We start from the raw sequence: 15,128 nt of genomic DNA, 5'->3' as shown, positions 1-15,128 counted from the left end.
ATCGTTCGTGTGGGTAAATTAGGAGCGAATGTTAATACGTATTCGATGGTTTTAAAAGAAGTGCAGTTTTTAGGGAGTACAGGTGGCTTAGTTGAAGATTTACAAGGTGTATATGACTGCTTCGCTACTGGTAAAATGAACGCTCAATTAATCAAAACTCCATTCGAAGGCATTGATAAAGGCTTAGAAAAACTGAAAAACCATGAAATGAAAGGCCGCTTAGTAGCCGTTTTTGAATCAATAATTGCTAAAAAAGAACCGTCTAAAAAGCTTATGCTTTTAGACGGTTCTTTCTGTTATTTTACGCCGCTTGAGCCGAAGCCTTGTGCGCCACGCTCAGTTGTCGTTAATTCTTCCACTTCTAGCAATTCTACTTGTGGTACAAGTTGTACGACAAGCTGTGCAATACGCATATGCTTTTCAACTGTAAATGGTACGCGGCCATGATTGATTAGCACAACCCCTACATCTCCGCGGTAGCCTTCATCAATTGTGCCTGGACTATTTAATACGGTAATGCCATGTTTTAATGCTAACCCGCTTCTTGGACGCACTTGGCCTTCTGTTCCTTGTGGCAACTCAATTTGCAAACCTGTTTTAATTAATTGCCACTCACCTGGTTGAATAACCGTTTCTTCAATTGAAAATAAATCCATGCCCGCATCGCCAGCACGAGCTTGAAGCGGCATTTTTGCATCCTCATGGACACGTTTTACGCGTAATTGCATTGTTCAAACATCCTATCGTGTAAATTTAAATGTATCATCTGTAATCGGTGCTACTTTCGCAACCGCGTATGTTGAGCCTTTTTGTGAGAAGAAGTCATATGTTGAGCCTTCGTTACGAATACCATTCATAACGATTGGGTTCACGTCTTCTTCTGGGAACATCGTGTCAAAGCCTAAGTTCATTAACGCTTTATTCGCATTGTAACGAATATAGGCCTCAACCTCTCCGACTAAACCTGTTTCTGTATACAGCTCAGCCGTATATTCACATTCATTTTGGTATAAGTCTAATAAAAACTCATAGCCCCATAATGTTAGCTCTTCTTGCGTCGCTGCATCTAGCTTTTTGAAAATATTTTGTGCAAAGAAACCTACTGCTACGCCATGAATACTTTCGTCGCGTAATATGAGTGAAATCACTTCTGCCGAGTTGCGTAGCTTTCCTTGCCCGCCTAAGTAAAGGGGATAGAAGAATCCACTATAGAATAAGAAACTTTCAAGCATAACTGAGGCAAACATTGCCTTCCATAATGACGCTTGGTCGCCTTCTTTAATCGCACCGTATACTTCAGCGATTTTGTTCGCTTTATATTGTAGCTGTGGGTTTTGTTGTACCCACTCAAAAATTTCGTCAATTTCTGTATTCGTACAAAGTGTCGTAAAAATATATGAATATGATTTTGCATGAATCGCTTCAAATGAACCAAACACCGTTAATACTGCTTTTTCCTGTAAGTCTGGTGTAAAGCGCGCAATTTCGTTCATGCCAATATTTGTTTGAATCGTATCCAGTAACGTTAAACCACCAAATACACGCTTGTACGTTTCTTTATGTTCAAACTCTTGCCACTGTTTCACATCTTTACTCACTGCGATTTCCTCTGGGAACCAAATTTGTTTCCATTGTTGATCCCAAAATACTTGCGCAAGCTCCGATGTTGGGCGATTCCAGTTGACCGCTTTAAATACTAAATTTGACATGCGACACACTCCTCTACACTTTGTAGACGTTGGCGCACATAATAAACTGTTTTAATGCCCTTCGTCCATGCATAAATATATACTTTTGCCAATTGCTCTGTCGTCCATTGGTCTGTAACGTATAACGTCATTGATAAACCTTGGTCAACATGTTTTTGTGCAGCAGCATATAAATCAACCATATCGTATAAGTCCATTTCATATGCTTCTTTGTATAAATGTGCATTGTCATTTGTTAAAAATGGCATCGGATAAATCGTACGACTATCCGCGTAATCACGTACTTCCACGCGCTCTGTCACAGGTGCAATAGACGCTGTTGAGTTACGAATATAACTAATACTACCTGTTGGAGCAATCGCTAAACGATACGAGTTAAATAAACCATACTGCGCTACGTCTTCTTTTAACTGTGCCCACATCGTAGCTGTAATAATTGGCGTGTTGCCTAATGCACGTAATACATCTGCCGAATATTCAACTTCCTCTTTCATTGTATACTGCTCAAAGTACGCACCCGTTGCATAGTCACTACCTTCAAAGCCATAAAATGTTTCATTACGTTGCTTTGCAAGTTCCATTGACGCTTTTAACGAGTAATAGTTTAACGCTTCGAAAAACGCATCCGTAAAGGCAACAGAATCTTTTGAGCCATACTGAATGCCGCTTGCAACTAAATGACCATGTAAATTCATCGCACCTAAGCCTACTGAATGCATCAGCTTATTTGCTTTCGCAACAGATGGTACGTTCACAATATTCGTCATTGTCGAGACGCTCGTTAATAAGCGAATAGACGTTGCCACTAATGTTTCAAAACTTTTCACTTTCACCGCTTCATGAATATTTAATGAACCTAAGTTACATGATACATCTAAGCCATAATCATTTTCTTCATTTTGGTCTGTAATTACACTTGTATGCTGGGCTTGTAAGATTTCCGTACATAAATTACTCATCTTCACACGGCCAACATTTTTCAGTGGATGTGCGTTGTTTACATTGTCATCAAAAATCTCAAATGGATAGCCGGATTCAAATTGTGCTTTTTTCACTTCTGTATATAATTTACGGGCATTCAAACGCTTAATTTGACGAATCGCTGGGTTTGCTAATAGCTCCTCATACATATCTGTCAGTGAAATCTCTGACATACGTTTGCCGTAAGCACGCTCAATATCATAAGGGCTCATCAAAACAATATCTTCATCGTTGCGCATTAGCTCAAAGAAAATATCTGGCAAAATGATACCTGTTGATAACGTCGCTAAACGAATTTTATCGTCTGCATTTGGCTTTTTCGATGAAATAAAGTTTTCAATATCTGGGTGGAATACATTTAAATATACAACACCTGAACCATTACGCTGTCCTAGTTGATTTGAATAACTAAAGCTGTTCTCTAATAGCTTTGCAACGGGCATTACGCCACTCGCACGGTTTAAAATACCTTTAATCGGGTCACCCAGTGGACGTAAATCCGTTAAGTTCACGCCAACACCACCACCTAAGCGTGATAGCTCTAAACAATAGCCGATGTTTTCAGCAATCGAGTTCATGCTGTCATCCATTGTCAATTTAAAGCAACTAACAAGCTCGCCACGGGCTGCTTTTCCACTATTTAATGCTGTAGGTGTCGCTGGCTGATACGCTGTCAACATCGCATCTACAGCTTCCTCAACAAGTGCTGTATCTCCCTGTGCTAAATAAAGTGCGATAATAATAATTCTATCTTCATAACGTTCTAAGATTTCTTTACCATCACGACTCTTCATCGCATAACTATCAAAAAACTTACTTGCACTCATAAACGATGGGAACGTAAAACCTTTTGCGTAAGTGCTTTCAAAAATCGCTGTTAAAAAAGCATCATCATACTGCGCTAAAAACGCCTCTTCATAATACTGTTCCTCGATTAACCAGTGTAATCGTTCAAGTGGTGTATTGAATTTACGAAGTTTCGGTTCAATTTCCTCTTGCATATATAATGTTACCGCTTCTAAATCTTTCTCACGCTCTAAGTGACCTGAAGTTTTATATGTGTGTAGTACTTCATTATTTAACTTTACATACGCTTGCATGCTACCACCCTTTCAAAGTAAAACTGCTCTACAGCCTCGTAATCTGCTTGATAGCCTCGTAAATCCAATTTACGTACGAGTGGCACATTATATTGTTTCGCAAGAATATCTCCTGCACGACCAAATACATCATGTCCAAAATTACGATTTCCACTCACAATGACGCCTTGGCAATAGTGCCCATTGTCTTGCATAAACGTCTCGACGCTGCTCGGTACTTGCCCAATGCCATCTGTATACGTAAACATTAAAAAAGGTTCAGTCATTGCGAGACCAGCCGTCAATTGAACGGCTGGCACATTTAGTTTCTCTATAATTGCTCGAATATTTCCAGTTCTTGATGCGTACACAATCATGCATGCATCAGTTGCACAGCTTGTACCATTTCCTTTTGGTCGTGATACCACGAGCCGTCTACTTCTAAAACCGGAACACTCATATAGCCTTTTTGCTGTAGTAATGCTAATGCGTCTGCATCTTTATCAATATTAATAATTTCTGCTTGTAAGCCTGCTCTCTCAATTTCAGCTTTCACCCATAAACATTTTGGGCAGATTGTTTTTGTATATAATTTCATAATAATAGCCTCCTTTGATAAATCAGCATGCAACAAACGGTCCGTTAAATAAAAAATATCACTCCTATAGAAATAGTAAGATATAACGTTGTTTGAATATACTTCGCTATATATTTCTACCTTCAAGAAATGAACTATCCTTTTTATTTACTCATTCAGTTCGTGCATAGATATGTCGATAACGACATAATCGTTAACGCTATGTATAAAAAAAGCATGTTTTTGCTTTTTATTAGTTATACCCGTTCTTTTAAAAATAAACCTAAAAATCAACATATAGTGGTTAGACCTTGAACATCAACACAATATGTTGTTTAGTTAACAGATTTTAGTGTAGCACAGCCGTTCTCATCCTGTAAAGAGGGCAAAAATCAGTAAAAAGTCTGACCGAACATCTTCAAGTATTGATATGACGCAAACTAACGCAAAAACGAAAGCAGCAAAAAATTTTTTTTGCTGCTTTTGCGTCTTTTTTAGTTGACATTTTATAAAATAAACACTGTCGCTAACCCTAAATAAATTAAAATACTTGTAATGTCATTTAGGGTCGTAATAAATGGACCCGATGCTACTGCTGGGTCTACACCAATACGGTGCATTAACAACGGAATAAGTGCACCAGCCAGTGTTGCGACAATAATTGAACAGCACATTGCTGCGCCAACAAGCATGCCAATAACAAGCTCGCCTTTCCAAAAATATACGATGCCTGTAACAACAACTGCACATAAAACACCCATCACCATACCGGTGCTTAACTCTCGCAGCAGTAGCTTTAATTTACTTTCCTCATCACCGGCTTCTTTTGTCGCTAAACCACGTACAGCGACCGCTAATGCTTGCGTACCACTGTTCCCACTTGTCCCTGAAATAAGCGGAATAAAAATCGCTAAAATCGCTACTGCATCAAGTGTATCTTCAAATTGTGCCATTAAAGATGCTGTAATCATTCCTAAGAATAACAACATCACCAACCATGGCAAACGCTTCTTAGCAGCTGTAAACGGTCCTTGGTCAGCATGGTCAAAATCAGAAATACCGGCAAGCTTTGAGTAATCATCTTCCGCTTCTTCGTCAATAACATCGATAATATCATCGACTGTAATAATTCCCAACAATTCTTGTTGATCGTCAATTACTGGTAATGCTAAAAAATTATAATCACGCATAATTTGCGCAACTTCCTCTTGGTCATCTTTTACATGTACACTCACAACACGTTCGTTCATGACGTCACGAATTAACACATCATCATCTGCCACGATCAAGTCACGTAATGACAGGACACCGACTAATTGCTTTTTCATATTGATAACAAATAAATAATAAATCGTCTCAGCTGTTGGCGCTTCATTGCGTAAAATATGCATGGCTGAGCGTGTTGTAGAATTTTCATTAATCGCTACGTACTCCGTTGTCATAATGGCACCTGCTGTATAATTTTCATACTGCATCAGCTCACTAATTTCTTCAACGGTTTCGTCGTCCATTAAATTTAAATAACTATCTCGTTCATCATCATCTAGCTCATTTAATACATCTACTGCGTCATCCGAATTCATTTCCGACAACATCGTAGCTGCGTAATTAATATCCATTTCATTTAAAAACTCGACGTACTCATCGTCGTCTAGCTCTAATGCTTGGAATATTTCCGCTAGTTCTTCAGGAGATAAATACTGATAGATAATCTGTCGTATATCAGGGGTCACCTTTTCATAAAATTGTGCCTGATCATATGGATGAAGCTCAAAAAATTCATCTCGGAATGCATCAATATTGCCCGTTTGCAAATATTGTGTGAGCGTGTCAATCATTCGTTGTGCTTCATCTCGTTCAACTTTCTCGTCCATCATGCATGTCGCCTCCTTCCGCGATGTCTATTTCCTACATCAGTATAGTCTTGCTGCCGAATGAGTTCAAATTATTTTTTCATCGCTGCAATTATTAGATAATGGTACGATTTAGCAAAAAGCTGAAAAAGCCGTCTTTTTTATTGTGTTTTACACAATGAAAAGACAGCTATTCCTACAATATGAAATTTGCTTACGCGCGCAAAAATCGTTGTAAATCATCTGCTAATGGAATGTCATGCACACATCGCTCACTTGTTACAGGGTGCTGATATGTCAGCTTGACACAATGCAAGGCATGTCGCTCAATAAATGCCTTTGAACCACCATATAAACCGTCTCCTACTAACGGATACCCTAAATAGGCTAAATGTACACGTATTTGATGCGTACGACCTGTATACAGCTTCATACGCACATGTGAAAATGCTTCGCCGTTATACATAAAGCGAGCGAGTACAGTCACGTCTGTATGCGCGAACTGACCATCCGCTCGGACTTCACGTTCAATAATACTCGTATCTTTACGACCAATCGGCGCTTTCACCTCGATAAAATCGTTGTCGACATGTCCATGAACAATGGCTTCATACATACGGTCCACATCATGTGTTTTTTGAGCTAGTCCCATTAAATGATGGATGTGTCGATTTTTTGCAATACACATTAAACCAGATGTATCACGGTCTAGTCGTGTCACAATATGCGCTGTTGACTGTAAACCAATCGTCTCAAAATAATGCATCAGCACGTTTGCAACACTTCCCGTTGGATGCTCACGGGACGGAATTGTACTTTGCCCCGCAGGTTTATTAATGATCAAAATTGCCTCATCTTCATATACAATATCAAGCGGTCCTTGCTCTGCAAGTAATCCTTCACTCGGCTTTTCAATCGGGAAAATAACCGTGACCTCATCCCCAGCTTGCAATGGATGTCTCACCGTTTTTTCTACACCGTTTACAAGTAATTGTCCGCCTTCATACTTAATCGCTGTTAATGCACGTTTGGAAATACCAAATTGACCGAGCGCTTCACGCAGAAGCACCCCGTCAGTTGGCATCACAAACGTCACTTGAAATGGTTTAGACATCATTGGATACAAATGATTCATGTACACGCTCCCAAAACGGGAATGGGCGGAATCGTGCAAAACGAACTTTCTCACGTGCAACGTTAAATTGAATCTTTGCAACATCTGACTGGTCTAAGCTAATATGATCAATCGTCATATTAAACTCCTGTGATTCACTCACTGGTTTTAGCTCACAGTTATGATGTGCTGGTAAAACAAGCGACGAGCCTACTGTACGGAAGACACGATTATTAATCGATGCCATTTCCGTTAGTTGAATCGCTTGTAGGGTTGGGTGAATAATCGCACCACCTAATGCTTTATTATAGGCAGTGGAACCTGACGGCGTAGATACACATAAACCGTCTCCGCGGAAACGTTCAAAATGTTTCCCATTTAATTCAACATCCATCACAAGTGTGACGCTTGGTGATTTAACAGTTGCTTCATTTAACGCTAAATATTTATTCACACCTGAAGAGTTATGGTGAACTTGTACCTCTAATAACGGGTATTCCACAACATTAAAATCCTTTTTAGCAATTGATAACACAAGCTTCTCTAGCTCAGAAGGCTTCCAATCCGCATAAAACCCAAGATGCCCTGTGTGAATACCGACAAACGATACTTTATCTAATAAATGTGAAAAGCGATGAAAAGCATGGAGTAATGTACCGTCTCCCCCTATCGACAATACAATATCTGGACTTTCTTCATCATGCTTCAAACCAAAATCAAGTAAATACGTTTTCGCCAGCTCTGTTAATTCTTTTGATTGATCATCTAAACGTGCTTGAATCGCAAAATTCATCATGCATCACGCTCCTTGTTTGGTCGATTTGTTTTAGGATTATCGCCTTCTTTTAGTTCGGTGAAATACGCTTGTGCCTCATGAATTTCACTGCGAATTTGCGACATTTCTTCATCTAATTGAAAAGCTGCCTCTGCCGCTCTTTGCAATCGGTTTTTAATTTCTTCTGGGAAATCTCCCTTATATTTATAGTTTAATGAATGCTCAATCGATGCCCAAAAATTCATCGCTAACGTACGAATTTGAATTTCTGCAAGGACAATTTTCGTACCGTGTATCGTTTCCACCGGGTATTGTACAATAACATGATGGGAGCGATAGCCACTACTTTTACTATGTGAAATATAATCACGCTCTTCGATAATCGTCATATCTTTACGCTGACGAATTAAATCGACTACTGTAAAAATATCATCAATAAACTGACACATAATACGTAAGCCCGCAATATCTTGAATTTCATGTGCGAGTTGCTCAGACGGCTCAAATGGCAAGCCTTTTTCGAGCGTTTTATCATAAATACTTGCAAGTGGCTTTACGCGACCTGTTACGAATTCGATTGGTGAGTTTGTGTTATTAATGCCAAACTGCGAACGCATACCTTTTAGCTTCACCTTTAATTCATCAACAGCTTGCTTATAGGGGCCTAAAAAGCGTTCCCACTGTCCCATGCACACTCTTCTCCTCTCAACAATCGGTATATCTACACATTACTGTGCTTGCTGTAAAATCGATGCGAAAGTTTGTTCAACTGCTTCAACAAACACATTTCCATAATTACCGTTTCCTTCGATATTATAAACAAGCATGTGTAATTCTTCAAAGAATTGCGGTAACAACATAACTTGCTCCGCGAATTGTAGTTGTGGGTCTTGCTGTCGTTCTAAAACTTGTACTAATGCTGGCCATACAGTTGGCTCAAAACGAATATAACCATATCCTACTGGCAAATCCACTAAGTATACAAATGCAGGATTGTCAGAGTCGACAATCAGTTGTCCAGCAGGATTCATTTTGTCATGTTCAATCTTTTCATTTAAACTAAAAATAAGCGACGTTTCGTCTGCTATACTAACAGTAAATTGATTACGCAACACTATAACTCCCTTTCCAACCATTCTGTTCATATTTTACCATACCGTTTTGTATACGGGCAGACACTTTTCGGAAAGGTTGCGCAATACTATATGAAAAAGGATGATGTCTAGATGACTCAGCAAACCGAAATTGAATTTAAAAATATCGTAACGTACGATGAATACAAGCAGCTTTGTGCACATTTTAACGTAACCCCGCAACAAGCAGTCACTTTAGCGAACCATTATTTTGATACCGCAGCCTTACATATAAAGGATATGCGTAGTGGCTTACGCATTCGCCAAACGAATGATGCATTTGAAGCGACATTAAAGCGACTGGTCGATGTGCACACAAGTATAGAAACGAATGTGGACATTACCGAAGCCGATGCACAACGTATTTTTAACGGTGACACATTTCCTGATGCAATTCACCGACAACTTGTAGACGCAAATATTCCTGTTTCTGAAATTAATCACTACGGTTCGCTAACAACTAAGCGTATTGAGGTCGATTATAAAGGTGGGCTTGTTGTACTCGACCATGCGCTTTATTTAGGACATGAAGATTACGAGATAGAATACGAAACAAACGATGCAACAGAAGGCGCACGCATTTTTGCAGAATTACTTGCACAATTTAACATTCCAACACGCCAAACGAAAAAGAAAATTGCACGCTTTGCCGATATACTTGCACAACAGAAAGGATAACTGACATGACCATTTCAACGATTCGTTCATTAACAGATACTGCTGCCATTCAAACGATGACTGGCGACACACAACAAGCGGCGAATACTTCTTCGTTGTTTTCAGAACTTATTTCAGATGTGTTAAGCAACAATGCATCGACAAACGATTTACAAAATTATTTAGGGGCAATCCCATCACTGGTCAATGCACTTGATAATGATTCAACAGCTACAACGGCAAGCACAGCTTCACTACTATTAGGTTCATTAACAACGGGGACGGCTTCTACATATATGCCACCTGCCCTTTATAGTGTTTTAAACGACCACGTACAAAAAGAACAAGTAACGAATGCTACAACAACAGATACAAACTCTGTCATTTTTGAAGGGTCACTTGCTGGTGCAAATAAATACAGTGCCCTTATTCAGCAAGCGGCCGAGAAATACGATTTAGATCCGAAACTCATCGCTTCGATGATGAAACAAGAATCCAATTTCAACGCTTCTGCGAAAAGCTATGCAGGTGCAAGTGGTTTAATGCAACTAATGCCTGCTACCGCAAAATATTTAGGTGTAACAAATTCATTAGATCCTGCACAAAATATTATGGGTGGTGCGAAATATTTACGCCAAATGTTAGACCAGTTTGGGGGCAATCTTGAAACAGCATTAGCTGCGTATAATGCTGGCCCGGGCAATGTGAAAAAATATGGCGGCATTCCCCCATTTAAAGAAACACAAAACTATGTTGCTAAAATTACGAATTATTATCGCGCATAACATACAAAACCTCCCATTTATAGCGATTCATATGGGAGGTTTTTTTATCCCAAAACATTGGACAAAATATGAGTGAATGGGACTGTCCATTATATAGAAGAAACTCATATTTTCTGTTTTTTCTCACAATAAACTATATATTAAGTCCTATGTTTTACGATGTATACTGCCATCAAAAAAGGCACTTTGTTTGTATTCCATCGTTTTCGTTGATAGAATAAATGTACAGTAAAGAAATACCTAACTGCGTTAGCGATTTAGCGCATATGAAAATGGTTTAAAGGAGCAAGACACCTATGAATCGAATCTCAAAAATTCCTTATGAGGAAATTGGTGCTGAAAAACTTTCTGAGTTGATGCACGCCTTCTATAAACGTGTTAGTCAACACCCTTTGCTTATCCCCATCTTTCCAGAGGATTTCACGGAAACGATTCGTAAGCAAATTCAATTTCAGACCCAATACTTAGGTGGGCCTAACATATATACAGAAGAACACGGACATCCAATGATGCGCGCACGACATATGCATTTTAAAATTACGCCTGACCGCGCGCAAGCATGGTTGGAATGTATGGCAGAAGCAATGGATGAAGTCGGCTTAGATGGTAAGTTTCGAGAAATTTATTACAAACGTTTAGTGATGACCGCGCACCATATGGTCAACGCACCGAACGACCACGAAGAGGAGGGGTTCTAGTGACGCATGTTCAACTTTTAACGGAACCAGTAACACCCTCGCAGCCTCTGCATAAACCACTAGAGCTTTATATTTTTATTGACCCTTTGTGCTCAAAATCTGTGGAAATGCAGTCGATGATTCGCAAGCTACAAGTAGAATATGAACATTATTTTACCGCTCGCTTTATTTTAAGTACGAAGCTTGCGTCGTTAAATTGTATTGAAGAAAAAACAAAAGGCTGTATGTCAGGGCAAGAAGTAGATGTGAAACATCCTGTATTACCGTCTGTTGCGATTAAAGCGGCAGAGCTACAAGGAAAGCGAGCTGGATTACGATTTTTAACGAAGCTACAAGAGCAACTTGTACTGCAACAAAAAAATATCCAATCTTACGCTACCCTATTAGAAATCGCTGAAGAGGCACAACTAGATATGCAGGAATTCCGCAGTGATTTCGGTTCAAAGGAAGCGGCTCATGCATTCCAATGTGACCTACATATCACACGCGAAATGGAAGTAGAAGAAGCACCAACGATTGTCTTTTTCAATGAATGTATTGAAGATGAAGGCTTAAAAGTAGGTGGTTTATATAGTTACGACGTATACGAACATATTTTATCAGAAATGCTCAATACACCACTTGTACGTAATCAACCACCAACACTTGAAGAACTTCTCACACGCTATCATTCTCTTTCTACAAAAGAAGTTGCACTTATTTATAATATGACTGAAGCAGCAGCAGAACGTGAATTAAAAAAGCGTATGCTTCAACAAAAAGTAGAACGTACGTATACAAACGATTTCACGTTATGGCGCTTAAAAGTGTAAGTACTATTTCAACTAAAAGCTCCGTCAACACCCACACTGGGATTGACGGAGCTTTTTTCATATTATCGTTCACTACACAACTTCATTATGCTCGAAAAATCATTTTTTCGCTATTTATAACTTGCATTTCTCTCCATTAATGATAATACTTAATGTAAAGGGGGATGAGGTTATGCATGAAACATCAGTATATGTGCGTTTTTGTGAAACCGATGCATTCGGTCACACGAACAACACAAGCTATTTTTATTATTTTGAAGAAAGCCGTATGAAGTTTTTCCATGAGGTTATGCAACTAGAGGATGCGACCGAGGTTGGAATGGTTGTTGCGCGTCTAACATGTGACTATATTCATCAAACATATGCCAACGATACACTCATCGCTCGCACATCGGTTGAAAAGTTAGGCACAAAAAGCTTAACATTGCGTCAAGAAGTGCTTCGTAACACAGACCGTGAAATTGTCGCAACAGGTCAATGCACATTAGTATGCTTTGACAATAAAACACAAAGCTCCATTGCGATTCCTGACATCGTACGCGAACGCCTACAAGCACATCTTATTCAACCACAAACATAATACTATATAATAGAAGATTTCCATGAAAAAAGGATGGTTTGAGTCTTTTCACTCAAACCATCCTTTTTCATATACACAATATACGTCACGACTTTTCGTACCAATTTGTTAACAAATGGCATAACTTTCTCTATAAAAATGTTAATTTTTTATTATTGAACAAAAATAAAAGAGAGCCTTCAAGCCTCGACAGAATGAAGACCCTCTTTTCACAAAGGGGATGGGAGAAATGTTCACGTTCAAACAAAGGGGTGTATGTTTGGTTTGTGATTTATTTCACAGTTATAACTTTAACACGTATTACCCACTGAATCAACAAGTTAAACCGATTTTCACAAATCCGTCAAATAGAAAGCGATTTCATCGTATTAAAAAGGCTTTTCGTCGGTATGTCCAGACAATCATTTTGAAATATGCTTCTCCTTTTTACGCCACAATTTACTATTCTTGAAAAATAAATTAGTTTCGTAACATCAAAAAATGACTACCCATTAAGAGAATAGTCATTTTTTCGACACTACTTATTATTTAGCAATAATGCCTCTAATTCATTTAACTTTTGTTCAAACACTTTACACGCGTCAATAATTGGTTGTGGCGAACTCATGTCAACGCCTGCTGCTTTTAATACATCAATTGGTGCAGCCGAGCAACCTGCTTTTAAGAAATTATTAATATATTTCTCAACAGCTGGCTCGCCTTCTTCTAAAATCTTTTTCGATAACGCGGTTGCTGCTGACTGACCTGTCGCATATTGATATACATAGTAATTGTAGTAGAAATGAGGGATACGTGCCCACTCATAACCAATCTCTTCATCCACGACCATATCGTCACCAAAATACTTCTTATTTAATGCGTAATATTCTTCCGTTAGCTTCTCAGCTGTTAACGGCACGCCTTGACGGTCCAGTTCATGCATTAAATGCTCAAATTCTGCAAACATTGTTTGACGGAATACTGTACCACGGAAACCATCTAACCAATGATTTAATAAGTAAATTTTTTGTTGTTCATCTTCTAACGTATTCAGTAAATGCTCAAATAATAGTTCCTCATTACATGTTGACGCAACTTCCGCTACGAAAATTGAGTAGCTACCGTATACATATGGTTGGTGCTTACGTGTGTAATAACTATGCATGCTATGACCGAATTCATGCGCTAATGTAAATAAGTTATTCACATTGTTTTGCCAGTTCATTAATACATATGGGTTCGTACCATATGTACCTGATGAGTAGGCACCACTACGCTTCCCTTTGTTTTCAAGTACATCTACCCAACGATTGTCTAAACCGTGCTGTACTGTATCTTGATAGTCTTTCCCAAGTGGCGCAAAGCTGTCGACCATTACACGTTTTGCATCGTCATACGTATATTCCATATCCGTTTCTGGTACCAGTGGTGTAAATAAATCATACATATGTAACTCGTCTACACCAAGCACTTGTTTACGTAACGCTACGTAACGATGTAATAATGGTAAATGGTCATTAATCGCTTCTACTAATTGGTCATATACCGCTTCTGGGATAAAGTTATTCGATAATGCTGCATGACGCGCTGAATCATATTTACGAATACGTGCTGTTGCGTTGGCCCCCTTTACTTTCCCTGCAAGTGTTGAAGCAAATGTATTTTTAAAGCTATCATATGTAGCATATACTGCTTTAAATGCGCGTTCACGGAATGCACGGTCTGAGCTTTCTAACGCTTTAATATAGTTACCATGTGTAATTTGGAAATCTTCCCCTTTATCATCTTTAATGATTGGGAATACTAAATCCGCATTATTTAGTACTGAGAATGTGTTTGATGATGCACCACGCACTTCACCCATTTGTGCCATTAATGCTTCTTGCTCTGCTGGTAAAATGTGTGGACGTGCCATTAATGTCTCTTTTAAAGATTGACGATAGACAGCTAACTCTTCATTTTCTGTTAAGTATTGTTCAATTACCGCTTCATCCATATCCATAATTTCAGGTGTGATAAACGATAATGCTGCAGATGCTTTTGATGATAGAGCTACCGCGCGTGACTCTAATGCTTGATACGTGCTGTTAGCTGTATCTTGGTCATTACGCATATGTGCATAGACATATAGTTTGCCTAAACGTGAGCTTACTTCTTCGCTATACTGTAACACTGCTAAAAAATCAGCTGCGCTATTTGCTAAACGATTTTCATAAGTTGATGCTTGTTCAACTAATGCTGTAATCGCATCAAACTCCTCATTCCACAGCGTTTCATTTTCAAAAATATCTTCTAAACGCCATGTTAATTCTTCTGGTACTTCATTTCGTAATAAGACGTTTTTTGCCATTGTCATATCCCCTATCTGTCAGTTCTTTCGAAAACCGAATTATTCA

16 protein-coding genes are annotated in these 15,128 nt (G+C 38.8%); 5 read left to right on the top strand and 11 right to left on the bottom strand.

Going from position 1 to position 15,128, the window contains the following annotated elements:
- Window positions 1–296 precede the first annotated feature (296 nt).
- The 10 genes from dut to A6M13_RS03790 form a co-directional block, all read right to left on the bottom strand.
- Window positions 297–728 (bottom strand): dUTP diphosphatase, encoded by a 432-nt coding sequence (gene dut / locus A6M13_RS03835; protein WP_066543019.1) that lies wholly within the window; start codon window positions 726–728, stop codon window positions 297–299.
- A 12-nt stretch (window positions 729–740) separates the two neighbouring features.
- Window positions 741–1,709 (bottom strand): class 1b ribonucleoside-diphosphate reductase subunit beta, encoded by a 969-nt coding sequence (nrdF, locus tag A6M13_RS03830; RefSeq protein WP_066543018.1) that lies wholly within the window; start codon window positions 1,707–1,709, stop codon window positions 741–743.
- Window positions 1,697–3,790 (bottom strand): class 1b ribonucleoside-diphosphate reductase subunit alpha, encoded by a 2,094-nt coding sequence (gene nrdE, locus A6M13_RS03825; protein WP_066543017.1) that lies wholly within the window; start codon window positions 3,788–3,790, stop codon window positions 1,697–1,699. Before nrdE ends, nrdF begins: the two co-directional genes overlap by 13 nt.
- Complete coding sequence (gene nrdI / locus A6M13_RS03820; RefSeq protein WP_245669229.1) at window positions 3,775–4,197, bottom strand: class Ib ribonucleoside-diphosphate reductase assembly flavoprotein NrdI; 423 nt, start codon at window positions 4,195–4,197, stop codon at window positions 3,775–3,777. Before nrdI ends, nrdE begins: the two co-directional genes overlap by 16 nt.
- On the bottom strand, window positions 4,143–4,367 hold the full coding sequence (locus A6M13_RS03815) for a glutaredoxin family protein (RefSeq protein WP_066543014.1): 225 nt from the start codon (window positions 4,365–4,367) through the stop codon (window positions 4,143–4,145). Before A6M13_RS03815 ends, nrdI begins: the two co-directional genes overlap by 55 nt.
- 485 nt (window positions 4,368–4,852) lie before the next feature.
- The gene (gene mgtE / locus A6M13_RS03810; protein WP_425393908.1) at window positions 4,853–6,184 is read right to left on the bottom strand and encodes a magnesium transporter; all 1,332 of its coding nucleotides are present in this window, start codon (window positions 6,182–6,184) and stop codon (window positions 4,853–4,855) included.
- Between the two features lie 229 nt (window positions 6,185–6,413).
- Window positions 6,414–7,334, bottom strand: a complete 921-nt coding sequence (locus A6M13_RS03805) for an RluA family pseudouridine synthase (RefSeq protein WP_245669227.1) — start codon at window positions 7,332–7,334, stop codon at window positions 6,414–6,416.
- A complete protein-coding gene (locus A6M13_RS03800; protein ID WP_066543670.1) occupies window positions 7,306–8,106 on the bottom strand; it encodes an NAD kinase in 801 nt (266 codons plus the stop codon). Before A6M13_RS03800 ends, A6M13_RS03805 begins: the two co-directional genes overlap by 29 nt.
- A complete protein-coding gene (yjbM, locus tag A6M13_RS03795; RefSeq protein WP_066543008.1) occupies window positions 8,106–8,777 on the bottom strand; it encodes a GTP diphosphokinase in 672 nt (223 codons plus the stop codon). Before yjbM ends, A6M13_RS03800 begins: the two co-directional genes overlap by 1 nt.
- Before the next feature lie 39 nt (window positions 8,778–8,816).
- A complete protein-coding gene (locus tag A6M13_RS03790) occupies window positions 8,817–9,200 on the bottom strand; it encodes a UPF0738 family protein (RefSeq protein ID WP_066543006.1) in 384 nt (127 codons plus the stop codon).
- A gap of 114 nt (window positions 9,201–9,314) precedes the next feature.
- On the opposite strand from A6M13_RS03790, the gene A6M13_RS03785 reads away from it, so the two are divergent.
- From A6M13_RS03785 to A6M13_RS03765, 5 genes are all read left to right on the top strand, one after another.
- Window positions 9,315–9,899, top strand: a complete 585-nt coding sequence (locus A6M13_RS03785; protein ID WP_066543001.1) for a CYTH domain-containing protein — start codon at window positions 9,315–9,317, stop codon at window positions 9,897–9,899.
- A gap of 5 nt (window positions 9,900–9,904) precedes the next feature.
- Entirely contained in the window at window positions 9,905–10,663 is a 759-nt protein-coding gene (locus A6M13_RS16595; RefSeq protein ID WP_066542999.1) for a lytic transglycosylase domain-containing protein, read from the top strand.
- 296 nt (window positions 10,664–10,959) lie between these two features.
- Window positions 10,960–11,361: a globin domain-containing protein gene (locus A6M13_RS03775; RefSeq protein ID WP_066542997.1), complete on the top strand. Its 402-nt coding sequence runs from the start codon at window positions 10,960–10,962 to the stop codon at window positions 11,359–11,361.
- Window positions 11,361–12,173 carry a DsbA family protein gene (locus tag A6M13_RS03770; protein WP_066542992.1) on the top strand — a complete coding sequence of 271 codons (813 nt, stop codon included), beginning with the start codon at window positions 11,361–11,363 and terminating at the stop codon, window positions 12,171–12,173. Before A6M13_RS03775 ends, A6M13_RS03770 begins: the two co-directional genes overlap by 1 nt.
- Before the next feature lie 172 nt (window positions 12,174–12,345).
- Window positions 12,346–12,753, top strand: a complete 408-nt coding sequence (locus A6M13_RS03765) for an acyl-CoA thioesterase (RefSeq protein WP_066542988.1) — start codon at window positions 12,346–12,348, stop codon at window positions 12,751–12,753.
- Between the two features lie 517 nt (window positions 12,754–13,270).
- Here the strand turns inward: A6M13_RS03765 and pepF are convergent.
- A complete protein-coding gene (pepF, locus tag A6M13_RS03760) occupies window positions 13,271–15,082 on the bottom strand; it encodes an oligoendopeptidase F (RefSeq protein ID WP_066542986.1) in 1,812 nt (603 codons plus the stop codon).
- Between the last annotated feature and the right edge of the window lie 46 nt (window positions 15,083–15,128).

Origin of the sequence: Caryophanon tenue (assembly GCF_001700315.1) — a bacterium.
GTDB classification, from domain to species: domain Bacteria; phylum Bacillota; class Bacilli; order Bacillales_A; family Planococcaceae; genus Caryophanon; species Caryophanon tenue.
Note: the sequence above shows the minus strand (reverse complement) of the source record. Positions and strands in the feature narration are given on the sequence as shown.

What these genes read in the sequence shown, in the direction of transcription:
- A6M13_RS03765 (WP_066542988.1), top strand. Translation starts at nt 12,346, where the DNA reads ATGCATGAAACATCAGTATATGTGCGTTTTTGTGAAACCGATGCATTC.
- nrdF (WP_066543018.1), bottom strand. Translation starts at nt 1,709, where the DNA reads ATGTCAAATTTAGTATTTAAAGCGGTCAACTGGAATCGCCCAACATCG.
- A6M13_RS03800 (WP_066543670.1), bottom strand. Translation starts at nt 8,106, where the DNA reads ATGAATTTTGCGATTCAAGCACGTTTAGATGATCAATCAAAAGAATTA.
- pepF (WP_066542986.1), bottom strand. Translation starts at nt 15,082, where the DNA reads ATGGCAAAAAACGTCTTATTACGAAATGAAGTACCAGAAGAATTAACA.
- yjbM (WP_066543008.1), bottom strand. Translation starts at nt 8,777, where the DNA reads ATGGGACAGTGGGAACGCTTTTTAGGCCCCTATAAGCAAGCTGTTGAT.
- A6M13_RS03815 (WP_066543014.1), bottom strand. Translation starts at nt 4,367, where the DNA reads ATGAAATTATATACAAAAACAATCTGCCCAAAATGTTTATGGGTGAAA.
- dut (WP_066543019.1), bottom strand. Translation starts at nt 728, where the DNA reads ATGCAATTACGCGTAAAACGTGTCCATGAGGATGCAAAAATGCCGCTT.
- mgtE (WP_425393908.1), bottom strand. Translation starts at nt 6,184, where the DNA reads ATGATTGACACGCTCACACAATATTTGCAAACGGGCAATATTGATGCA.
- A6M13_RS03785 (WP_066543001.1), top strand. Translation starts at nt 9,315, where the DNA reads ATGACTCAGCAAACCGAAATTGAATTTAAAAATATCGTAACGTACGAT.
- nrdE (WP_066543017.1), bottom strand. Translation starts at nt 3,790, where the DNA reads ATGCAAGCGTATGTAAAGTTAAATAATGAAGTACTACACACATATAAA.
- A6M13_RS03805 (WP_245669227.1), bottom strand. Translation starts at nt 7,334, where the DNA reads ATGAATCATTTGTATCCAATGATGTCTAAACCATTTCAAGTGACGTTT.
- A6M13_RS16595 (WP_066542999.1), top strand. Translation starts at nt 9,905, where the DNA reads ATGACCATTTCAACGATTCGTTCATTAACAGATACTGCTGCCATTCAA.
- A6M13_RS03775 (WP_066542997.1), top strand. Translation starts at nt 10,960, where the DNA reads ATGAATCGAATCTCAAAAATTCCTTATGAGGAAATTGGTGCTGAAAAA.